The sequence below is a fragment of the Terribacillus sp. AE2B 122 genome, from assembly GCF_902497585.1.
GTDB lineage: Bacteria > Bacillota > Bacilli > Bacillales > Amphibacillaceae > Terribacillus > Terribacillus saccharophilus_A.
On sequence record NZ_LR700947.1, the window covers coordinates 15,629 to 37,204 of the forward strand.

Below are 21,576 nucleotides of genomic sequence, written 5' to 3' on the forward strand. Positions count from 1 at the left end.
AACTTCGGAAGGAATACCAGTCAGATACATCCTCTATATCATGTTCCTCCAGATGCTTCACCTTGAATCTGCTTCCCTTTGCCCCGCCCGATGCAACAGCAATCTTCAATGTACCAAGCTGTTTCTTCGATTGAAAGTAATGCTGCGATCCATAGAAAGCCTGCACCTTTTTACGATTCACATGGACAGTAACACGTGTCAGCTCCCGGTAACGCATCGTAAGCATATCTGTCGTCCAGGATACACCAGCATCCCGATGACTTAAGATACTGAATATAATAGTCAGTAAAACGAGCGGAATAGCAAATAGCCCGTACCCGCCAAATGAGTATATAAGTATTCCGGTAACTAGGACCATGATAATGGATGGCAGAAATAGATATCGAAGCAACGCCCGCTTCGGCGGTTTCCTAAAGCTCGGCTCCACTACAAATTCAGGCAACAGCTCATCCAGGAAGGCGCTGAGCTCAGATTTTTTCAGCAGTGGGAAAAGGACAGTAGAAAAGCTATGTTTGTCAGCATCAGTTGCTCCACCTGCAATTTCTGCGCTCACTGCAAGCAAACCGAACGGCTGGCGAAAAATATTTTCTTCTATCTTCAGTGCTTGGATTCGGTGCAGTGGTATGGTCATTTCCCTTTTTTCAAGCAGCCCCCTTCGTATGAAGAGCTCATTTCCTTGTTTGGTAATTTCAAAAAAGCAATATTTTAATATGGTTCCGACCATCGCTACCATCCACGTCAAAGCTAAACTGCCAATGACAAAAAAGATAGATAGAAGTAAGCTCTGCTCCGATAGCCAATCATAAGCACAAGAATAGATATTAATGTTGACTACCTCATCCGCTTGCTGCGTAATTGCAAAAAGAAATCCAAAAATGACCCCTGTGCCACCTGAAGTAGCAGCTGCAACTAGCAAACGGCGGAAACTTAGCCGGTAGCTGGCCCATTCTTCTCGAATCTGCACGTTCTCCTTATCTTCCTGTAAAACAATATTCTCTTTTCTTTTTACGAACTGTTGTATATCCGCAGCGTCCGGCTTGGAAAGGGCCGGAATCATCCCTTCAGCCTCTTTTCCGCCGCCTGCTGTCTGCACTTCCAGTTTGACCAGACCAAAAAGTCTGTGAAGAATATTTGCACTTGTATTCACAGAATGGATACGATGTCTGGATATATAACGTTTTTTCCGAACAAAAATGCCGGATTCGATTCGAAGTTCATCTTCTTCCATCCGATATGTAAACCGGTACCAATATAAAAATCCAAACAGACCACTCAACAGCAATATAGCTCCAACAAGTGCAAACGGACTCCACCAAAATAATTTAGTCATATCCCTTAGTAATGCTATAAAAGCAATAGCAAGTGGCACGATGGCGTCTTTAATGAGCTTCAGCATCCGGAGGACAATACTGATTGGATGCATCCTTTTCGGTTCAGACATCTTCTTCCTCCACACGAGCAAGTATTCCAATTCGGTCACGCAGCTCCAATGCTTCCTCCAAAGCCAGAGCTGGTATATTATGCGTCGTTGCAGCTGTTGATACAGAGACGGTAGCCAAACCGAATTTCTTCAGCACTGGTCCTTGCTCGGTATCGACATGCTGCACCCGGATCATCGGTACAATCGTCTGCGTGACAATGAAAATACCGCTTTGTATGTATATTTCCTGCTCAAACACTTCATAACGCCACCTTCTCCATCGTAGCGCCGGAAGTAGCCAGATAAAGAAGATTAAGCTAGCGATGATGATAGCCCAAGCAATATAAATGATAAAATCCGGAATGGACCAGGTACTCCAGAAATACGTTAGAACCCCTGCTGCAATGACCGGCAGCAGCAGATACAGGCTGGCATTAATGCGCCAGACCTTCTTTGCATTAACAGCAATTCTGTTACGTGGCTGTGACTTCATGTTCTCCCCCCTCTTCCATTTTTACCATACGTTTCGACTAGTGATTTGTTTCGTTTTTGAATAAAAAAGAGCCTCGGAAATATTCCTCCAAGACTCTTGCCATAAAAAAAGACACCCTTTCAGGTGTCTTTTTTTAATTAGTTATCGTTGTTGCGTTTGCCACGGTAGCCGCCGCCACCGCTGCCATTACGTTTGCCTTGTCCTTGGTAGTTACGGCCACGCGAGTTGCTGTTACGACCATAGCCGCCGCCACGTCGGTCACCATTACCGCCACGGGAACCGCCGCCACGGTATTTCTTTTTGTCCTTGAAGTTGCCTTTTACGCTGATTGGAGCAATGGATGTAATACGAACCGGTGTATTACGACGCTCTTTTGTCAGCATTTTCAAAGCAGCTGCAACAACTGTTTCAGCACCGAACTGGTTGATAAGTTCGTTTGCTTTTTCGTTGTATGCATTTAAATCTTTGTTTTCGATCGTACGAAGCATTTTATCGATAGCGATCTGCTGCTGTCCTTGTGCTGCTTCATCGTTTGTCGGAGCATCTTTACGTGCAATCTTGCTCTTCGTCGTTTTTTCGATCAAGTGCAGGTGAGAAACCTCTCTTGGCGTGATAAAGGAGACAGCTTGTCCTGCTTTACCAGCACGTCCTGTACGACCGATACGGTGTACATAGCTTTCCGGATCCTGCGGGATATCGAAGTTATATACATGCGTAACGTTAGAGATATCAAGACCACGTGCAGCAACGTCAGTCGCTACTAAAATTTCTACACGGCCATTTTTAAATTTGTTCAACACGGACATACGCTTGCCTTGTGTAAGATCGCCATGAATACCTTCTGCGCGGAAACCGCGAGCCTGCAAGCCTTCTGTCACTTCATCAACACGTTTTTTCGTTCTGCCGAATATAATTGCCAATGTTGGCTCATCGATATCAAGCAAGTTAGAAAGTGTATCGAATTTCTGTCTTTCTTGAACTTCGATGTAAGTCTGATCGATATTCGTTACAGTCATTTCTTTTGCTTTTACTTTAACTTCTGTAGGGTCTTTCATCAATCTTGTACCAATATCACGGATTTCTTTCGGCATTGTCGCACTGAATAGCAATGTCTGACGCTCTTCAGGGATAGATGAAAGAATTTCGCGGATATCGTCGATGAAGCCCATGTTAAGCATTTCGTCTGCTTCATCCAATACAGCAGTGTGAACATTGCTGATATTGATTGTTTTACGGCGGATATGGTCAAGCAGGCGACCAGGAGTCGCTACGACGATATGCGGGCCTTCTTTTAATGAACGAATCTGACGGTCCATATGCTGACCGCCGTATACTGGAAGTGTACGGATTCCTTTGAATTGACCAAGACGGTGAAGCTCTTCTCCTACCTGGATAGCAAGCTCACGAGTCGGTGCAATAACCAAACCTTGGATTTGGCGTTTAGAACGATCGATTTTGCTGATCATAGGGATACCGAAGGCAGCAGTTTTACCAGTACCAGTCTGTGCTTGACCTAGTACGTCTTTGCCTTCTAGGGCGAATGGAATCGTTTCAGCTTGAATTGGTGTAGCTTCTTCAAACCCCATTTTATCTAATGCTTTTAAAATTGGTTCCGAAATACCTAATGAACTAAATGTTGTCAATTTCTTATTACTCCTTTATATAAAAAAAGTCTCACTGATGAAGCACGGCAGTTATACACAATAAAAAAGCCTTCCTCCACGCTTGGGAAGAGGCCTTAAGCAAGCATTCATTGGATTTAATAATAGTAACACACTATTTGTCCGAATTCTACCTATATCTATGATTACACGTAGATATACGTGCTTTATTTATCATTAAAGCCCTTCCAAATGTGTAACAGTATCTTTTGGAAATCGTTATATTGTTTTCAAGCAACAATCATACCGGCTTTCACAGCTTTGGTTCTATTTTCTCCCTCAGAGTGGATCTTAAACCCTCGCCGGAAAAAATTAAGCCTCCAGCAAGAATTCCTCGACTTGCGTACAAATTTGATCTATATCCGGACCAAGGCATAAAAGATGCCTCGATTCATCAAAGAGAACCATCTTCTGCTTCTGAGAGCCAAGATGTTTATGCAAATAGTTGACCGTACGGTACGGCACCATGCTGTCTTGTATGCCCTGAACGATAAATACCGGACAAGAAACGGCAGGCAATGCTTTTTTTGTATAGTCTATACATTTTTTAAATTCCCAAAAGGCGCGGAACGGAATTCTTCCTTTTTTATCTTCCCGCAGTTTGCTCAAATCATCCAAAATATCGCCGCTCAATTGCTTTTTCATGTTTTGCCAAGCCTCAATCGTCAGCAGTTTCCAGTTCAAATATTTACCCGATGCCGATAACAGCACAAGCTTGTCAGCACCATATTTTGCCGCTAGATGAGAGGCGATCATTCCTCCCATTGAAAATCCTATTACATAGACCTGGGAACATTCTTTTTCAAGCCGCTCATATGCTTCCTCACAGGCCTTTATCCATTCCCTGTGCCCGACTCCGCGAAGAGACAGCTCATCTGCCTTTCCATGACCAGGCAAAGCGACCATTTCCACTTTCCATTCAGTATGATTCATTAAATGCTCAGTTAAGGGCTCCACCTCGTACGTACCACCGGTGAAGCCGTGGATACACAGTATTCCAGTCATTCGATCATCTTCGCTTTCTTTAGTGTTTATCTCAGTATCTTCAAAAAAGAACCGAGTGATTTGACGATGGGAGAAACCTGCTGGACCGTCGATGCCATCTGCCCAACAGTCGACATCATCTTATTGATATCCATTTGCCCATTCTTATCCTGAAAATAAGTTGCCAGCCCTTTTGTCAGCTGCGCTTGCTGCTTTGGCTGCTGAATATTTGTCGGTTGGGCATACGAATGCCAATACGGTGCAAGAGGCGGCTTTTTGAAATACTCATACGGCGTCACCTGCTGCGGCGGCTGCGCTTGCTGTGCTTGCTGCCACCCTCCCCACTGACTGAAGTACTCGGGAGGATATGGATTATAGGTATAAGGCTCAGTCTGTCTGTTAGTATCACCAACATTTTCATTAGCTTGCATCCATGTATGATCATACATTTTATCATGATATTGCTCTGTATATTGCTCTGTAGGCTCAGTTTGAAACACAGGCTCATAATAATAACGCTGTCGGCCATCGCTCATCTGTTGTTGCTGCACATGGGAGCGTGGCTCTGTTGTATTATAATAATACATCTCCACACACCTTTCCTATTTCTACTTTATCGTATGTTAGGCGAAGGAAGGGCGTTATTCTTAACCATAAAAAGAAAGCAAAAACCACCGCAGATGATTTTTGCTCAATAGCTGAAATGTGTCCGTGAGGAATACATACTGTTAATTAACCCAAGCATCTGCTGAAGCTTGTTTTTTTGGAATCCGTGCACCTTTTCTCCATCGATCAGGACAAGCGGAGTGCTGTATATGAAATGTGCTTGCATTTCCTTCAATACAGCAGGTGCATTTGTAATATTTTTGACACTGTAAGAAATGTCCCACTTATCAAGCTGATTCATCACTTGCTCGCATTGTTTGCAGTTATCACTGATGTATACTTCCACATTACGATGTCTCATCTGCATTCTCCTTTTGTACCTTATCAATGTTGTTCTACCAAAATTTACCCCATCATCTAGTACTTAAAACCTATTTTCAATGAAATTTACGTTTCTTTTTATGCAACCATTTACATTACAAAAATGCAGTTTGAGTTCTTCCATACGTGGTATCAATAGCATATACACGAAACGAAAAGGAGCTGTCAAAACATGCCAAAAGATCCAAGAACTCAATACTACCATGATACGTATCCGAAACAATATCAGGATCCGCCCGGTTTGCAAAAGGAAATGAATCCATTGCCTGATTGCGGAGAAGATAGCTATAAAGGATCCGGAAAACTGACAGGACGAAAAGCGCTTGTTACAGGAGGGGACTCCGGTATCGGCCGTGCTGCTGCTATTGCTTATGCAAGAGAAGGTGCCGATGTAGCTATTAACTACCTTCCAGACGAGCAGCCTGATGCAGAAGAAGTGAAGGAACTAATTGAGGCGGAAGGAAGAAAGGCCGTACTTATTCCTGGTGACCTTCGAAACGAAAGATTCAACTATAAGCTTGTAGAGGAAGCAGTTGAGCAATTAGGCGGTCTTGATATCCTCGCACTTGTCGCTGGTAAGCAGCAAGCCGTTGAGGACATTGCAGACTTGACTACCGAACAACTGAAAGCGACATTCGAAACGAATGTATATCCGCTTTATTGGCTGACAAAAGCCGCTCTACCACATCTGCCAGCAGGGTCTTCTATTATTACTACAACATCTGTGGAAGGATTTAACCCTTCTCCGATGCTATTGGATTATGCAGCTACGAAAAGCACAATCATCGGGTTCACAAAGGGCCTTGCGAAGCAGATTGCCGATAAAGGTATCCGCGTGAACTCTGTAGCACCAGGTCCAATTTGGACACCTTTGCAAATTTCCGGAGGTCAGCCTCAGGAAAACATTCCTGAATTTGGCTCCAACACACCACCAACTCCTGCAGGACGCGCAGGTCAGCCAGTTGAGCTTTCCAGCGTGTATGTGTTCCTTGCATCCGAGGAATCCAGCTATGTAAGCGCGCAAGTATACAGCATCACTGGCGGAATTCCGACAGCATAAAGAAAAGCTGCGAGCAAATGCTCGCAGCTTTTTATTATTTAACTACCTTCCAATGGTCCTTTGTCTCTTCATAATTACCCGGATAACGATGCAGCACCCCGTTCTCCAAGTAAGCAGTCTGATCAAAACATGAATTCAGCAGATGTCGATCATGGCTGATACCAAGTACTGTTCCATCGAAACGACCTAGAGCTTCCTCCAGTACTTCCCTTGACTCCAAGTCGAGATGGTTCGTCGGTTCATCCAAGATAAGCAAATTGATTCCTTGATGCATGAAAATGGCTAGTTTCAGCCTCATTCTTTCTCCCCCGCTTAGGCGGCCGATTGGCTGAAAGACTGCGTAGCCATAGAACATGAATGCTGCCAGCAAATGCCTTGCTTCTGCTTCAGTCACAGAGATCACTGTGCGAAAATAATCAATCATTCGCATAGCTGGATCAGCATCCTCCAATGCATGCTGTGGCAGGTAGCCCACCTGTACTGCACTCCCGACTTTAACAATTCCGCTGTCAGCATTTAAACTGCCAAGGACTATCTTGATTAGTGTTGACTTGCCGCTGCCGTTATCGCCTACAATTGCTACTCTTTCCTTGTAGCGCACATGCAGCATAATATCCCGCAGTACTTCCTTATCACCAAAACACTTGCTGATTGATTCCAAGCGGATGACATCTTCACCGCTACGTTCATCTGCAGAAAGCCTGAGCTTCATTTTAGCTGGATCAATATTCGGTCTGGATAGCTTCTCCATTCGTTCCAATGCTCGTTCCATATTACGCGCACGCTTATGCAATCCTTCATTCGGCGGGTTCGCCTGATTTGCCCATAATCTCAATCGTTTGATGGTCTCTTTCATTTTTTTGATTTTTTTCTGCTGTTCTTTGTATGCTTCGAATTCCTGTAAGAGCTTCGCTTCCTTTTGCTTCAGATAAGAGGTGAAATTTCCCGTATAAACCGTCACCTCTCCATCCTCCAGATCAGCAATGCGCGATACAGTTGCATCCAGGAAATATTGATCATGCGAAATAATACATATTGCTCCCCCATAATTGGTCAGAAAGTTTTCCAGCCATTCAATGGCTGATAAATCAAGATGGTTTGTCGGCTCATCCAACAGCAGCAGATCTGGCTGCTGCAGGAGAACATACGCCAAGCCGACCTTTGTTTTCTCCCCTCCACTCAGTTTTGTGAAAGGTTCCTCCAGCAACTGTGTAATATGCAAACCGTTTGCTGTACGCGCAATTTGTGCATCCATTTCATAGCCGCCTGCTTCTGCAAATGCTGTTTGCACCTCTCCATAAGCAGCCAATGCTTTTTCCATTTTTTCCGGATCCAACATTTGCTCCTCTAATTTCCGCATTCTTTCCTGCAAACCAGCTAGATCCTCGAATGCACCCATCAAGTACTGCTTAACAGTGCCTGCATGCCCGACTGGAATCTGCTCCAAATAACCTATTTTCGCTTGCTTTCGTATAAAAATTTGCCCATCGTCACAAATCTCCGTTCCTGTGATCAATTTAAAGATTGTTGATTTTCCACTGCCATTTCGACCGACTAGACCAAGCTTTTCTCCTGGCTTCAGCTCCAAGTTCAGCTTTTCAAACAATATATTACCGCCCATGATTTTCTTGACGTCCTTCAATGTTATTAACATGTTATCCGCTCCTTTTTCTATAAAAAAAGCCAGACAGGAAGACTGTCTGGCTCTGACAAATGAGAAATAAGGGTACAAAAAAACCACACGCAGGGTGTGGTTCTCCGAAACGCCTTTTCTTTTTAATCGTGTCGTAGAGAGATAGATCCTGCACATTATCCATTATTTAATTGGTAAAAAAGGGCATACGTATCCCGTTACCAACAAAACCATGAATAATCGCGCGGCGATGCAATAGATTCTGATCGGCTTCACGCGAAAGTGTGTGCAACATCTGATTCCCCTCCTTTTCCTTGTAAGTAATTCCAGTATAGAGGGGATGGATCGAATTGTCAAACTATTCCCCAATTATCATCTCAAGGTGTCCAGGCAGGATTTTTACTTCACCAGACGTCTCCTGATATATCTCCCCATCCATATCAATCGGTTTGCCAGCAGGTGATAAAAAGCGCATTTTCTCTGCTTCCTGAATACCTACCTCCGTCAAATCTGACAGAACCGTTTTATCTTGTTTCATCTGGAGGAGTTCTTTAAAACTGGTTAGATTGGAATTCTTCACGAATATAACATGCAGTTTACCATCATCTGGGCTGATATTCGATCCTGCGAACTCTCTAGTACCGATAAAACGGCCGTTCATCACCAAAATCATAACTGCTTCTCCAGTTAATTTTTCTCCGTCAATTTCCATTTCATATGAAAATGGTTCTGCCTGATTAACTGTTTTTAAGGTACTGATAAAATAAGATAGCACGCCTAAGCGAGATTTTTGATCTTCATCGATATTATTCGATGCATCCGCGATCAACCCCACTCCCCAGAAATTTAAGAAGTACGAATCCTCGTATTGACCAATGTCTATCGATGCAGTCTTCCCGCCAGCAATTGCCGCTGCTGCCTTCCCTAAATTCTGCGGCAGCCCCAACATCCTACTGAAGTCGTTGCAAGTACCTCCGGGAATGATTGCAACTTTCGGTCGTTTCGGCAAAGATGCAATTGCATTGATTACTTGATGAATGGTACCGTCACCACCGTGTATGATCAATAGGTCAACGTGTCCTGCAACCTCCTGGCTATAGCTCACTAACTCCTCCAAATCTTTCGTTTGCTTGACCTCGAGCTGTTTAATCGATGCCGCAACCTTTGGCAGAGTTTGACCTAATTCCCGTTCAAGCTGGTCGTTATCCATATTCCCATTCACTACATATACAGCGTGTTCGAATGTTTGCATCGTTCTCCTCTCCTTTCCTATTATCGTTCCCTGCACCTTAGACCGGCTAAACTATGGCAAATAAAAAAAGCCGGCTGGAAACCGGCTTTATAAAGCATGCCCTGTCACGATCATATAGCCGAGCATGAATGCATTCAAACAGACAATTAATCCCGTGGCCGTCCACGCCAGCACTTTAATATGTGGCTTGTTTACGAAGGATCCCATCTTTTTCTTGCTGCTTGTAAAGAGTACTAGCGGTATAACAGCAAAGGACAACTGCAGGCTAAGGATTACCTGACTCCAAACGAGCAAATCACCTGTGCTTGAAGGGCCGTAAATCCCGACAACAATAAGTGCCGGAATGATGGCGATGATTCTTGTAACCAGCCGTCTGACCCAAGGCTTTATGCGGAATTGAATGAATCCTTCCATGACAATCTGTCCAGTCAATGTTCCTGTGATAGTCGAAGACTGACCAGATAAAAGCAGCGCAAACCCGAACAGGAAGCTAGCTGCACCAGCACCAATAGCAGGACTTAACAGCTTGTACGCATCCTCAATGCCTTCCACATGCTGTCCGATTGTATGGAAAGCAGCTGCACCAAGGATTAAAATCGCTGAATTGACGAAAAAAGCAACACCAAGCGAGAAGGTCGAGTCTATATACGCGAATTTTACCGCTTCCTTCTTACCCTTTTCTGTATCCTGGTAATTCCTTGTTTGCACAATGGAGGAATGCAGATACAAGTTATGCGGCATAACAGTTGCACCGAGAATACCAAGAGCCAGGAACAAGATCGATGGGTCAGTCACTATTTCCGTAGAAGGGATATAACCTTTAAATGCTTCCGAAAGTGCAGGATGTGAGAAAATCATCTCGAAAAGAAAGCACCCTGCGATGGTTATCATCAGTACGGTAATAATCGCTTCCATCCAGCGAAATCCTTTTTTCTGTAACAGAAGCAGCAGAAGAACGTCCAACGCTGTAATGACTATGCCTACCATAATCGGTATGTGAAATAGCAAATTCAGTGCTATGGCAGAACCTAATACCTCGGCCAAATCCGTTGCTATAATGGCAAGTTCTGTCAGCAGCCATAGCACCACGACCACTTTAGGATGAAACGCATCCCTTGTCGCCTGCGCTAAATCACGACCAGTTGCGATTCCGAGCTTGGCAGCCAGCCCCTGCATGAGCATGGCTATTAAGTTAGAAAGCAGGACGACGGAAAGCAGCATATAGCCAAAGGAAGAACCTGCTGAAATGGAAGTCTCCCAGTTACCCGGATCAATGAAACCGACCGCCACAAGGACACCTGGTCCCATGAAAGCGAATAGCTTCTTGAAGAAGTTTCCGTTCTCTGGAATAGCGACACTATGGTTCGACTCTTCCAGACTTGCATCACCTGCTCTGCTAAGCCAGCCCTTATCTCGTTCTTTTCCCATAAAGATCGCTTCTTTCTTGTTATTATTAGCGCAAGTTTACCAAAGGAAACATTTTTAGTCAAAGAAAAAACGCTGCTATAAAAAAAGCTTCCCTTCTAATCCAGGGAAGCTTTTCGGGTTACTACTAATTATCCAAGCTGCTGTTGAAGGAACGAGATAACTTCTTCAGGAGATTTCGCGTTTGCACTATGCAAGTGCGCCAGCTTCTCACCGTTTTGGAATAGGAGAATGCTTGGAATTCCCATTACATCCTGCTCAGCTGCAACATCAGGTACCTCATCATTATTCAACTCATACCATTTATAATTGCCGTATTCTGCTAGCACCTGATCGATAAACATATTCATACGCGTGCAGTCCGGACACCAGTCTGCGAAGAATTTAACGATGACCGGTTCTTCACTCACGATAACTTCTTTGAACTTTTCTTTTGTATTGATTTGTTCCATTGTTTGTTTCCCCCTTCTGCTTTTCCTTCTAAAGATACGGTACACACAAGGCGGAAATCAAGCAGTTAGCTTGATACATCCGTTTCAATAAAGGAAAGATCTGGTGCAAGCTTTGCCATATGCTTCTTCTTTGCTTCATAATCACTTTTCATTTCCGGCAATTGATACATCGGCTGAATACGGTAATGCTTCCAATCAGTAAAAGATAAGTACGTGAGCAGCATTCTTGGGGCCTTCGCAGTTGCCGTCTTTCCATCTTTCTCAATATCAAATTGAAAAGCCGCGCCTATACGCCGATCCGTTTCTTCCTGAGCAGCGATAAAATTCCCGAGAGAATAGATGACGAGCGTTTTATTCCCCTCTTTTCCTGTCAGCCATTCAACAGGCTGCAGCACATGCGGGTGAGAGCCTAAAACTGCTGTTGCACCCTGGTCAGCAACGAACTGAGCAAGTTCTTTTTGTTCCTCGTTAGAATCATCTTCATATTCAACACCGAAATGTAAACTAACAATAACAGCATCTGCTTGCTGTTTCGCTCGGCCAATGTCATCTTTTATCTTCTGCTTATCAATCAGATTAACTAGATAGTCTTTGCCCTCGGGTACCGCAATTCCATTTGTTCCATACGTATAGCTAAGAAAGGCGACCGAGATACCTTCTGCTGTTTTTTCTATCGTTAGCTTTTCGCTATCTTCCTTGTTAGCATACGCTCCAGTATATGCCATTTCAATTTTCTCGTACTGAGAAGCTGCATGCTTCACTCCAGCTTCTCCTTGATCCAATGTATGGTTATTAGCCATCGTGACTACATCGACTCCCACATCCTTCAAAGTGTCGCCAATTTCATCAGGACTGTTGAAGGTCGGATAAGTGGATACACCTAACTCTTCCCCGCCCATAATGGATTCCTGGTTAGCAACAGTAAGTGTCGTACTATCTAAATAGGGTTTAACATCTTGAAACATCGGATCAAAGTCATAGCCTTTCTTTGTCTTTGCATCATAATAAATAGAGCTATGCAGGAGCACATCGCCGATGGCTGTAACGGAGATCGACTGACTAGAGGGTATCTCTTTCGGTTCCAGTTCCACTATATTTTGCTGCACTGCCTGTACCGCTTCTGTTTGTTGTTTCGGAACTCCTCCACTGCACGCCGTAAGAATGACAAGACCCGTCAATGCGACAATGATTGCTTTTATTTTCATGCGTAACCGCCTGTCTGTGAGTATTTATCCGTATTATAAACGCAGACTCGCACGAAAAATAGTATGATTTGCATAAAAAGGAATATAATTCTCGAATAGTCGGGTAAATGATAAAGATAAAGGAGGGATATTATGCAAAAATTCCATTTACAAGATGATGGCACCTATCCAAATAATAAACTACCTGTTCTTTATTATGAGAAAGCTTTCGAACATACTAATACCATGCGGGACGTTTTCGAATCCAACCACTGGAGAAACAGCTGGGTCAATGGCATCTTCCCGTATCACCACTATCACAGCACTGCCCATGAAGTGCTCGGTGTTATGAGTGGTCACGCAACGGTTCTGCTCGGCGGGCCAGATGGTGAACAGCTGAATATTTCTCGTGGTGATGTCATTGTGTTGCCTGCCGGTACGGCCCACAAGCGGATTCAGCAATCTAATGATTTTCAAGTACTTGGTGCCTATCCGGATGGCATGTCCTTTGATACAAAAACGGACAAGCAAGGCGAATACGACCAAGCACTACAGCAAATACCAAATGTCCCGATACCGAAGCAGGACCCTGTTACTGGAAATTCAATCTGGAGGTCATTACATTTGTCTCGGTGCTCGTATCCCCAAGAGACGAAGACCTTCTTCCAAAACTGAAGCAACAGCTCCGACAACTGCCAAGCGGGCACCGAGTTTCTCATCTTCTTCCAGGATACGTACTCTTCCATAATAGCTGTTGAATGCTTGGGCAAGATCGATCACATACTTGGCGATTCTGGAAGGATCATAGTTGATTGCTGCATTGCCAACTGTGTCCGGAAACTGCAACAACAGGGAAAGGATCGGCCAAGCAGCAGCTGCTGTCTCACCATCGACTTCCGATCCGCTCTGGATTTCGCCTCCCTTAGCCAGTAGTGTACAAGCTCGGGCATGCGTATATTGCACATATGGTCCTGTCTCTCCTTCCACACGAAGCATATCTTCTAACGAAAAATCGATATCATGGATACGTTCATGCTTTAAGTCATGGAAAAGTACAGCACCGACGCCGACCTGTCTCGCTACTTCTTCTTTATCTGGCAAGTTCGGATTTTTTTCTGCAATGTTAGTGGCGGCCAACTGGATTGCCTGCTCCAGCACTTTATCAAGCAGTACCAACTTTCCTTTTCTGGTCGACATTTTCTTTCCATCCTGCAGTACCATACCAAATGGAATATGGTTGATTCCCTCAGCCCACTCATAGCCCATTTTGTTAAGTACTATTTTCAGCTGCTGAAAATGCAAACTCTGTTCATGACCGACAACATACAGACTTTTAGAAAATTGGTATGTTTCCTTACGATAGATTGCCGCAGCAAGATCACGTGTTGCATATAGTGTGGCGCCATCTTTTTTCTTGATCAGACTAGGAGGAAGATCAAACTCATCCAGGCGTACTACTTGGGCACCATCCGAAAGGCTGAGCAACTCATTCTGTTCCAGCTCCTCGACGGCACGTTCCATTTTGTCATTGTAGAAGGCTTCTCCTGCATCTGAATCAAAGTGTACGCCCATCAGCTCGTAAACACGCCCGAACTCCTTCATTGATACGTCACGGAACCAATGCCAGAGCTTATTTGCATACGCATCTCCTTGCTCTAATTTTCGGAACCAGTTTCTGCCTTCTTGTTCCAGCTGCTCATTCTGTGCGGCTTCTTCATGAAAACGGACATACAGCTTCAGCAGTTCCGGAATCGTATTGGCACGCACTTTCTCCTCCTCGCCCCATTTTTCATAGGCACAGATAAGCTTGCCAAATTGTGTGCCCCAGTCACCAACGTGATTAATCCTTACAACGTCATAGCCTTGCTTTTCAAGTAAAAGACTGATACTGTTTCCGATGACAGTAGAGCGCAGATGCCCCATCGAGAAGGGCTTTGCAATATTAGGAGAAGAAAGATCGATCGTCACTGTCTGACCTTGTCCGATAGCTGTACTTCCGTATGCTGCACGTTGCTGATGAATCTCTTTTAGCACGCTGCTGCCAGCAAGCTTTTTATCTAGCGTGAAATTTACATACCCACCCACTGCCGTAATAGCAGAAAATTCTTCATGTGTTAATTCTGCTGCTAGTTCAGCTGCAATGCTCTGCGGTGATTGTCTCTTTTCCTTCGCCAAAGCAAAGCAAGGAAAAGCATAGTCTCCATGCTGCAGCTGTTTCGGTCTCTCGATTTGTTTTATCGTTTCCTCTGATGGCTTGTTCAATGCTTTTGCTAATAATTCTGCTGCACTAGATTTGTACATTTTCCATTTCCCCCTTCAAATAAAAAAACCGCCTCTTCCACTTGGAAGAGACGGTTAAATCCGCGGTGCCACTCTAATTGTCCTAATCGGACCTGCTCAATTGGATAATGGGAATGATGTTTCCCGGCAGCCCCTACTTCGCGTTCGTTCAGGGCTGCAGCCAAGAAAGTCCGGTTCCTGCCGCTTTCCACATCCCGCTTCCACCATCCGGGACTCGCTTTTGTCTCCAGCTGCAGTACTCTCTTTCTTATCGGCACACATATATTGTCCTTTATTATAGCTGTTCTTTTAGAAGATGCAACCCCTGTTTAGATTATAAAGCCCAGGGGCACACTTTTGATAACCTGCAAAAAGGAGGATGATCGCATGGCTAAGCAATATGGCAACTATCAGCCTGTACGTATGAATGGCGTCAGTTTATCCGATGCCCGCGAAGTGACATTCGGCAAAGAGTTCAAACGCGCGGATATCGCCGGCGGTTTCCGCCAGAAGAAAGGCAAATAAGCATGATGAATCCTGCTGTCCACAAGACGGCAGGATTTTTTTGTATACTTTTCCTTCTTGCTGCCGTCGTTATTAATAGCAGGCAAAACAGGGGGAGAAAAAATGATAACGATCAAACAAGTATCTCATCACTACACGATGGGAAAGAAAGCAAAGGAAACGATAGTTCCCGTATTGCATGGAATTGATTTACACGTAGGAAAAGGAGAAATTGTCAGCCTCATCGGTAAAAGTGGTTCCGGCAAGTCCACTTTATTGCATATTATCGGCGGGTTTATTCAACCGACAAGCGGTGAAGTAGCAATTAATGGAACAAAGATAACTGGCTGGAATGAAGGACAATTAGCAGATTTCCGTCTACAGCATATCGGCTATATTTTTCAAAACTTCCAGCTGATACCGAGCATGACCGCGGCTCAAAATATCGAACTGCCGCTCATTTTGAACGGAACACCGAAACAAGAGCGCAAGCAAAAAGTTGAGGACATATTACGCCAAGTTGAGCTGGAAGCATTTCCAGAGCATTACCCTTCCGAATTATCAGGCGGACAACAGCAGCGTGTTGCGATTGCCAGAGCACTTATACTTGATCCGCCATTGATTTTAGCAGATGAGCCAACCGGCAGCTTAGATAGCGATACCGAAGCAGAACTACTTTCTCTCATTCGCAAACTGAATAAACAAGCCGGCATCACCTTCCTTATCATCACACATGACCAGGAAGTTGCAGCAATTGCTGATAGACAGCTGGAAATCAAAGATGGCCAAATGCTAAAAGTGAAGGGTGTGATGCCGGTATGACATTCAAAGATAAGTGGCGTTTTGTTCAGCAGAATATGAAGAAGAATAAAGTTCGTGTGTTTATGACGATACTCGCAGCAGCAATGGGGAGCTGTTTCCTGATTGTCCTAGCGTCTGTCGGCTTTGGTTTGCATGATTCCTTAATCAAGGACGAGCTGGAAAGCAGAGCTGTCACAAAGATTGATATTTATGGTACTGATGATGAAGAACAGCTTGGCTTTACGAACGAAAACATTAATGAATTGAAGCAGATTGAGAATGTTGATGCTGTACGGCAGATTCAAAGTCTTGGTGAAACTAACTTTCATTTAGATGGATACACGAACGAGATGCCTTCCGCTATTGCTGTTGATTTTGAAAACGAAAAACAAGCAGGAATCGAACTTGGCAGCGGGAGATTGCCGGAGAAAGAAAATGAGATCGTCGTCAGCAGTGATTTTGCCGAATTTTTAGGGAAAGATGATGTCGATGAAAAGGACAAGTTTACAGAGGATGGTACGATCAAGTCTGAATATCTATACAAAGACGAGGTTCTCAACAAAGAAATCGAGATTGAAGCTTCTACTTTTCCGGAAGATGGCAGCGAACCTCGTACTGCAACGGAAAAAGTCCAGATTGTCGGGATTGAAGCTGCACCGGCAAACGAATACATCTACACGAATTCCGTGAAGTCAACTCCCGAACTGAAAAGAAAGCTTGATGAAACATTGCATGTAACAGACAGCTATACAGAGCAGGGAGATCCGCTTTACGACCAAGTAGAAGTTTATGCTTCTAATGCAGAATCAGTAGAAGGTATCCTGAACTCCTTGGATGAGAAAGGCTTTTTAGCTTATTCGAATTTGGAGGAGCTGAAAAACATCAACATTCTGTTCAATGTTGCGAAAGCCGGGCTCATAATTGTTGGAACGATTGCAGTCTTGATCGCCTCCATCGGAATTTATAATACGATGACGATGGCCGTAACCGAGCGCGCACCGGATATCGGCATCATGAAAGCAATCGGAGCAAATCCCAAAACAATCAAACAGATCTTTCTCATGGAAAGTACCTTCATTGGACTGGCTGGTGCTCTGATCGGTACAGCTGTCGCTTATTTGATCAGCTTCCTGGTGAATGCCGGAGTTCCAGTGATATTGGAGCAAATATTCGAAGAGGAAATACCAGCTACATTGCAGCTATCTTCCATCCCGTTTCTATTAGCTGCCATAAGCATCACCATTTGTCTGGTCGTTACAATCCTATCGGGGTCCAGGCCAGCAAAACAGGCAACAAATGTGGACGTACTGCGGGCATTGAGAAGGGAAATCTAGTCTCTATGACAAGTCCGTCATTCTCATAGTATACTGAGTAAAATTAATGCTTTTTGAAAGGAAAGAAAATATGAAGACTATAGCGGATATTGCAGATCTGGCTGGAGTTTCAAAAAGTACGGTATCTCGCTATTTGAATGGCGGTTCTGTCAGTACAGCCACAAAGAAAAGGCTGGAACGTATTATAAACGAACAAAATTATGTACCGAATACATTTGCCCAAAGTCTCAAAGCTAAGAAAACTGCTATGGTCGGTATCATCGTACCTCGTCTGGATTCCTTTGCAGCCTCTCATACAATGATGGGGATTGATGAATCCTTACGCAGGCAGGGCTATCAATTACTGATTGCAAGTGCCAACCAGGAGGTCGGCCGGGAGATCGAAGCGATTCATAACTTTGCCAGACAGAAAGTCGCAGGCATCATCCTCATGTCTACTCAAATTACCACGGAGCACTTACAAGCCATAAAGGAAGCAGGTATACCAATTCTGCTAGTAGGTCAGCAGCACCCTTTACTTCCAAGCTTGATACATGACGATTATGAAGCAGGCAAGATGATGGGGGAATTTGTTGTCAAGCAAGGGCATCGTCAAATAATTTACCTAGGTGTCACGGAACGTGATAGTGCAGTGGGAATCGAACGAAAACGCGGTTTTCGCGAGGCACTGGAACGTCATGACTGCCATGCTGATTATCTGGAAACAAGCTTTCGGATGCAGGATGCGATGATGTTGGCACAAAGATTCCTTTCCAAAACGGAAGCTACAGTGATTGTTGGAGCAACCGACAACATCGCCTTAGGTATTATCAAAGCAGCACATCAACTTAACCTTCGAATTCCTATCGATATTTCAATTGCCGGATTTGGGGGTTATGATACAGCAGAGGTCGTAACACCAGCTTTGACTACGGTTAAATACGATTATCTGGACGCCGGGAAAAAAGCAGGTGAAAAAATTGTACAGCTTGTCGAGGAAGAGTACTGCGAGAGCCTCACCACCTACCCTGTGCAATTAAAAAAACGTGAAAGCGTTGACATAATATAAGACACATTATATGCTATTACCAAAGAAACCGGTTCCATAAGTTATGAACTTGAATCTTTGGCTTTTTTTCAATAATTTTGGAACCGGTTCCGAAAATGTATGGAAAGTGGTGATTAGGTGATGAATGCAGATAAATACCGCCTATTATCGGATGCTGCCCCTAATGAATTGGAAAATCTGGCAAAGCAGGTCAATGCCTCTCCTTGGAGGCAGCACTACCATATTCAGCCCTCTACCGGATTATTGAACGATCCAAATGGATTTGGCTATTACAATGGCCGGTATCATCTCTTTTACCAGTGGCACCCATTTGGTCCCGTCCATGGAATGAAGTACTGGTATCATGTAACATCGACTGATTTGGTTCATTGGAAAGACATGGGGATTGGGATAGAACCTGGAGGCGAGTATGATTCACATGGCGCTTACTCGGGCAGTGCCTTGGCACAGGATGAAAAGCTCTACCTCTTTTACACCGGCAATACAAGGGATAAAGACTGGATGAGGCAGCCTTATCAATGTCTTGCAGTAATGGATCAAGAAGGACATATTACAAAACATGAAATTCCAATCATTGATGCCCCCCCTGCAGGCTACACTGCCCATTTTCGCGATCCTAAAGTATGGAAAGCAGCTGGCCGCTACTATGCAGTTCTAGGTGCACAGCGTCTGAATAAGACAGGATGTGTGCTGATTTATAAATCAGATGATTTGCATACTTGGTCATTCATCGGCGAGCTGAAAACCTCCCTGGCTGATTTCGGATATATGTGGGAATGTCCTGATTATTTCGAGTTAGACGAAAAAGGTATCCTTCTCTTTTGCCCACAAGGATTACCAGCAGAAAAAGATCGTTTTGAGAATGTTCATCAAGCTGGCTACTTGATGGGTGAACCAATTGCTCCTGAAAAGCCACACTTTCAGCATGGCAACTTCATGGAACTGGATAGAGGATTCGATTTTTATGCTGCGCAAACCACCCTTTCACCTGATGGTAAGCGCATCCTCATTGGATGGATGGGACTTCCCGATACTGACTATCCAACAGATATGCATGGCTGGGCGCATTGCCTTACTCTTCCGAGAGAACTTAGCATCAAAGATGGCATACTGCTGCAGCAACCTGTCAAAGGAGTGGAACTGCTTCGAAAAGAGAAATATACTGCTTCTCACATAGTACACAATACTAAAATTCAGCTCGAAGAAATAAAGGGATCCTCTTATGAATTGATTTGTGAACTGTGTATGGATGATGCTGCAAAAGCCGGAATCTCTTTTCGAACTGGAGATACGGAAGAAACACAGCTTTATTATGACGCAGTTTCTAAGTATGTAGTCTTGGACCGAACACGTTCAGGTGCGACGATGAAAAATGATAGTGGCAGCGTTCGACGTTATGCGTTAGATGCAACAAAAATAACACTCAGATTGTTTGTCGATCAGTCATCTGTCGAGATTTTCATCAATGACGGAGAAGCCGTCATGACCGCCAGGATATTCCCAGCAAAGGATAGTAATGGCGTTGCCTTCTTTAGCGAAGGAGGAAATGCAACATTTAACGCAGTGCAGTGGCTATATAGATAGACTTTAATTCTGAAAGGGTGATATTAAATGACTGATAACAGGAAAATTGCTGAGGAAGTCATCAACGCCATCGGAGGAAAAGAGAACATTTCCTCTATAGCTCACTGTGCAACTCGGCTTCGTATCGTCGTACATGATAAAGAGAAGATTGATAAGGAGAATGTTGAAAATATCGATAAGGTTAAAGGTGCATTCTTTAACTCTGGGCAATATCAAATCATTTTTGGAACCGGCACCGTAAACAAAATCTATGATGAGTTTCAGGCAATCGGTATTGATGGTGCATCTATACAGGAAGTAAAGCAAGCTGGTAAAAAGGAAGGTTCTGCTTTTCAACGGGCAATCCGGACTTTCGGGGATGTCTTCGTACCGATTATCCCAGTCCTTGTCGCGACCGGCTTATTTATGGGGCTGCGCGGTCTGCTGACACAGGATCAAATTCTCCATCTATTCGGCTTGGCTCCAGCAGATATTCCCGCAAATTTTCTTTTATTCACAGAAGTTCTAACTGATACTGCCTTTGCTTTTCTGCCCGCACTAGTCGCTTGGTCATCTTTTAAAGTATTTGGCGGAAGCCCTGTTTTGGGTATTGTATTAGGTTTGATGCTTGTTAATCCTGCCTTACCCAATGCCTATGAAGTAGCAAATGGATCCGCTGAAGCCATCACTCTATTTGGTTTCATACCTGTGGTAGGTTATCAAGGGTCTGTACTGCCTGCTTTCTTCATCGGACTGATCGGCGCGAAATTAGAGAGAGCATTACGCCGTCGCATAACGGAAGCACTCGATTTGATTCTTACCCCCTTCCTTACATTGACTGTCATGATCACGCTAGGACTGTTTGCAATCGGTCCAATCTTCCATTCCTTGGAGGATCTTGTCTTGACTAGTACATTGGCTGTATTGGATTTACCTTTCGGAATTGCTGGATTATTGATTGGTTCTCTCAATCAGCTCGTTGTAGTCACCGGTGTGCATCACATTTTCAACTTCCTGGAGATACAGCTTTTAGAGAATCGAGGGATGAATCCTTTCAATGCGATCATTACCTGCGGTATGGCTGCGCAAGGTGCTGCTTGTCTTGCAGTTGGTCTAAAAACAAAGGATACTAAATTGAAAGCGTTAGCATTACCATCTTCCTTCTCAGCATTTCTTGGTATATCGGAACCCGCTATCTTTGGTATCAATTTAAGATTTGTAAAGCCTTTTATCATGGGATTGATTGGCGGAGGTGTTGGAGGTTTCCTTGCTTCCCTACTCGATTTAGCTGGAACAGGTATGAGTATCACTGTCATACCAGGCACACTGCTCTATTTGAATAGTCAGCTGCCTTTTTATATCCTGATAAACTTGGTTGCTATGGCAGTAGCATTCACACTTACTTGGATGTTTGGTTATAAAGATCCGAAGAAATTGTAAAGCGGTCATCTTTTCTATTACATGAGGCGTCCTCGTGGACGGGTTAAATTAAAAA

At 44.1% G+C, this 21,576-nt stretch carries 22 protein-coding genes; 8 read left to right on the top strand and 14 right to left on the bottom strand.

What is annotated here, in order from left to right; genetic code table 11:
• From AE2B122_RS14030 to AE2B122_RS14055, 6 genes are all read right to left on the bottom strand, one after another.
• Nucleotides 1-1,441 (bottom strand): PH domain-containing protein (locus AE2B122_RS14030; RefSeq protein ID WP_175074467.1); only part of this gene is annotated, 1,441 nt, incomplete at its 3' end.
• A complete protein-coding gene (locus tag AE2B122_RS14035) occupies nt 1,434-1,913 on the bottom strand; it encodes a PH domain-containing protein (RefSeq protein ID WP_095269514.1) in 480 nt (159 codons plus the stop codon). The genes AE2B122_RS14030 and AE2B122_RS14035, both read right to left, overlap by 8 nt.
• Before the next feature lie 137 nt (nt 1,914-2,050).
• Nucleotides 2,051-3,556 (bottom strand): DEAD/DEAH box helicase, encoded by a 1,506-nt coding sequence (locus AE2B122_RS14040; RefSeq protein ID WP_095220129.1) that lies wholly within the window; start codon nt 3,554-3,556, stop codon nt 2,051-2,053.
• A 330-nt stretch (nt 3,557-3,886) separates the two neighbouring features.
• Nucleotides 3,887-4,579, bottom strand: a complete 693-nt coding sequence (locus AE2B122_RS14045) for a carboxylesterase (protein WP_095220128.1) — start codon at nt 4,577-4,579, stop codon at nt 3,887-3,889.
• A gap of 26 nt (nt 4,580-4,605) precedes the next feature.
• On the bottom strand, nt 4,606-5,145 hold the full coding sequence (locus AE2B122_RS14050) for a YppG family protein (RefSeq protein WP_095220127.1): 540 nt from the start codon (nt 5,143-5,145) through the stop codon (nt 4,606-4,608).
• Between the two features lie 104 nt (nt 5,146-5,249).
• Nucleotides 5,250-5,525 (bottom strand): glutaredoxin family protein, encoded by a 276-nt coding sequence (locus AE2B122_RS14055; RefSeq protein WP_175074468.1) that lies wholly within the window; start codon nt 5,523-5,525, stop codon nt 5,250-5,252.
• A gap of 192 nt (nt 5,526-5,717) precedes the next feature.
• Between AE2B122_RS14055 and AE2B122_RS14060 the strand changes: the two genes are divergently transcribed.
• Nucleotides 5,718-6,605, top strand: a complete 888-nt coding sequence (locus AE2B122_RS14060; RefSeq protein ID WP_175074469.1) for an SDR family oxidoreductase — start codon at nt 5,718-5,720, stop codon at nt 6,603-6,605.
• 34 nt (nt 6,606-6,639) lie between these two features.
• On the opposite strand, the gene abc-f is transcribed toward AE2B122_RS14060, so the two are convergent.
• From abc-f to AE2B122_RS14085, 6 genes are all read right to left on the bottom strand, one after another.
• Complete coding sequence (gene abc-f, locus AE2B122_RS14065) at nt 6,640-8,259, bottom strand: ribosomal protection-like ABC-F family protein (RefSeq protein WP_175074470.1); 1,620 nt, start codon at nt 8,257-8,259, stop codon at nt 6,640-6,642.
• Nucleotides 8,260-8,425: 166 nt separating this feature from the next.
• Complete coding sequence (locus tag AE2B122_RS19520; RefSeq protein ID WP_353615327.1) at nt 8,426-8,533, bottom strand: RAxF-45 family protein; 108 nt, start codon at nt 8,531-8,533, stop codon at nt 8,426-8,428.
• Between the two features lie 63 nt (nt 8,534-8,596).
• Nucleotides 8,597-9,490, bottom strand: a complete 894-nt coding sequence (locus tag AE2B122_RS14070) for a YegS/Rv2252/BmrU family lipid kinase (protein WP_175074471.1) — start codon at nt 9,488-9,490, stop codon at nt 8,597-8,599.
• An 87-nt stretch (nt 9,491-9,577) separates the two neighbouring features.
• Nucleotides 9,578-10,918 (bottom strand): Nramp family divalent metal transporter, encoded by a 1,341-nt coding sequence (locus AE2B122_RS14075; RefSeq protein WP_095269524.1) that lies wholly within the window; start codon nt 10,916-10,918, stop codon nt 9,578-9,580.
• Between the two features lie 128 nt (nt 10,919-11,046).
• Nucleotides 11,047-11,367: a thioredoxin family protein gene (locus tag AE2B122_RS14080; protein ID WP_095269526.1), complete on the bottom strand. Its 321-nt coding sequence runs from the start codon at nt 11,365-11,367 to the stop codon at nt 11,047-11,049.
• A 65-nt stretch (nt 11,368-11,432) separates the two neighbouring features.
• On the bottom strand, nt 11,433-12,572 hold the full coding sequence (locus AE2B122_RS14085; protein WP_175074472.1) for a CapA family protein: 1,140 nt from the start codon (nt 12,570-12,572) through the stop codon (nt 11,433-11,435).
• Between the two features lie 132 nt (nt 12,573-12,704).
• Between AE2B122_RS14085 and AE2B122_RS14090 the strand changes: the two genes are divergently transcribed.
• Nucleotides 12,705-13,226 carry a cupin domain-containing protein gene (locus AE2B122_RS14090; protein ID WP_175074473.1) on the top strand — a complete coding sequence of 174 codons (522 nt, stop codon included), beginning with the start codon at nt 12,705-12,707 and terminating at the stop codon, nt 13,224-13,226.
• Here the strand turns inward: AE2B122_RS14090 and argS are convergent.
• Together argS and AE2B122_RS14100 are read right to left on the bottom strand one after the other, a co-directional pair.
• Nucleotides 13,170-14,852, bottom strand: coding sequence for an arginine--tRNA ligase (argS, locus tag AE2B122_RS14095; RefSeq protein WP_175074474.1), 1,683 nt, complete (start codon nt 14,850-14,852; stop codon nt 13,170-13,172). The two genes, AE2B122_RS14090 and argS, sit on opposite strands and share 57 nt — an antisense overlap.
• A complete protein-coding gene (locus AE2B122_RS14100; RefSeq protein ID WP_175074475.1) occupies nt 14,822-15,109 on the bottom strand; it encodes a hypothetical protein in 288 nt (95 codons plus the stop codon). Before AE2B122_RS14100 ends, argS begins: the two co-directional genes overlap by 31 nt.
• Nucleotides 15,110-15,218: 109 nt before the next feature.
• Here AE2B122_RS14100 and AE2B122_RS14105 point away from each other — a divergent pair, with 109 nt between their 5' ends.
• From AE2B122_RS14105 to AE2B122_RS14130, 6 genes are all read left to right on the top strand, one after another.
• Nucleotides 15,219-15,356, top strand: a complete 138-nt coding sequence (locus AE2B122_RS14105; protein WP_141233216.1) for a YfhE family protein — start codon at nt 15,219-15,221, stop codon at nt 15,354-15,356.
• A gap of 102 nt (nt 15,357-15,458) precedes the next feature.
• Nucleotides 15,459-16,157, top strand: coding sequence for an ABC transporter ATP-binding protein (locus AE2B122_RS14110; protein WP_175074476.1), 699 nt, complete (start codon nt 15,459-15,461; stop codon nt 16,155-16,157).
• Nucleotides 16,154-17,470, top strand: a complete 1,317-nt coding sequence (locus AE2B122_RS14115) for an ABC transporter permease (RefSeq protein WP_175074477.1) — start codon at nt 16,154-16,156, stop codon at nt 17,468-17,470. Before AE2B122_RS14110 ends, AE2B122_RS14115 begins: the two co-directional genes overlap by 4 nt.
• Nucleotides 17,471-17,540: 70 nt before the next feature.
• Complete coding sequence (locus AE2B122_RS14120) at nt 17,541-18,518, top strand: LacI family DNA-binding transcriptional regulator (protein ID WP_175074478.1); 978 nt, start codon at nt 17,541-17,543, stop codon at nt 18,516-18,518.
• 120 nt (nt 18,519-18,638) lie between these two features.
• The gene (locus tag AE2B122_RS14125) at nt 18,639-20,102 is read left to right on the top strand and encodes a sucrose-6-phosphate hydrolase (protein ID WP_095220113.1); all 1,464 of its coding nucleotides are present in this window, start codon (nt 18,639-18,641) and stop codon (nt 20,100-20,102) included.
• Nucleotides 20,103-20,129: 27 nt separating this feature from the next.
• Entirely contained in the window at nt 20,130-21,521 is a 1,392-nt protein-coding gene (locus AE2B122_RS14130) for a sucrose-specific PTS transporter subunit IIBC (protein ID WP_175074479.1), read from the top strand.
• Nucleotides 21,522-21,576 lie beyond the last annotated feature (55 nt).

Bases quoted from the DNA above. Each gene is read 5' to 3' on its own strand.
- AE2B122_RS14035 (WP_095269514.1), bottom strand. From the start codon at position 1,913: ATGAAGTCACAGCCACGTAACAGAATTGCTGTTAATGCAAAGAAGGTC.
- AE2B122_RS14045 (WP_095220128.1), bottom strand. From the start codon at position 4,579: ATGACTGGAATACTGTGTATCCACGGCTTCACCGGTGGTACGTACGAG.
- AE2B122_RS14050 (WP_095220127.1), bottom strand. From the start codon at position 5,145: ATGTATTATTATAATACAACAGAGCCACGCTCCCATGTGCAGCAACAA.
- AE2B122_RS14055 (WP_175074468.1), bottom strand. From the start codon at position 5,525: ATGAGACATCGTAATGTGGAAGTATACATCAGTGATAACTGCAAACAA.
- AE2B122_RS14060 (WP_175074469.1), top strand. From the start codon at position 5,718: ATGCCAAAAGATCCAAGAACTCAATACTACCATGATACGTATCCGAAA.
- abc-f (WP_175074470.1), bottom strand. From the start codon at position 8,259: ATGTTAATAACATTGAAGGACGTCAAGAAAATCATGGGCGGTAATATA.
- AE2B122_RS19520 (WP_353615327.1), bottom strand. From the start codon at position 8,533: ATGTTGCACACACTTTCGCGTGAAGCCGATCAGAATCTATTGCATCGC.
- AE2B122_RS14070 (WP_175074471.1), bottom strand. From the start codon at position 9,490: ATGCAAACATTCGAACACGCTGTATATGTAGTGAATGGGAATATGGAT.
- AE2B122_RS14075 (WP_095269524.1), bottom strand. From the start codon at position 10,918: ATGGGAAAAGAACGAGATAAGGGCTGGCTTAGCAGAGCAGGTGATGCA.
- AE2B122_RS14080 (WP_095269526.1), bottom strand. From the start codon at position 11,367: ATGGAACAAATCAATACAAAAGAAAAGTTCAAAGAAGTTATCGTGAGT.
- AE2B122_RS14085 (WP_175074472.1), bottom strand. From the start codon at position 12,572: ATGAAAATAAAAGCAATCATTGTCGCATTGACGGGTCTTGTCATTCTT.
- AE2B122_RS14090 (WP_175074473.1), top strand. From the start codon at position 12,705: ATGCAAAAATTCCATTTACAAGATGATGGCACCTATCCAAATAATAAA.
- argS (WP_175074474.1), bottom strand. From the start codon at position 14,852: ATGTACAAATCTAGTGCAGCAGAATTATTAGCAAAAGCATTGAACAAG.
- AE2B122_RS14105 (WP_141233216.1), top strand. From the start codon at position 15,219: ATGGCTAAGCAATATGGCAACTATCAGCCTGTACGTATGAATGGCGTC.
- AE2B122_RS14110 (WP_175074476.1), top strand. From the start codon at position 15,459: ATGATAACGATCAAACAAGTATCTCATCACTACACGATGGGAAAGAAA.
- AE2B122_RS14115 (WP_175074477.1), top strand. From the start codon at position 16,154: ATGACATTCAAAGATAAGTGGCGTTTTGTTCAGCAGAATATGAAGAAG.
- AE2B122_RS14120 (WP_175074478.1), top strand. From the start codon at position 17,541: ATGAAGACTATAGCGGATATTGCAGATCTGGCTGGAGTTTCAAAAAGT.
- AE2B122_RS14125 (WP_095220113.1), top strand. From the start codon at position 18,639: ATGAATGCAGATAAATACCGCCTATTATCGGATGCTGCCCCTAATGAA.
- AE2B122_RS14130 (WP_175074479.1), top strand. From the start codon at position 20,130: ATGACTGATAACAGGAAAATTGCTGAGGAAGTCATCAACGCCATCGGA.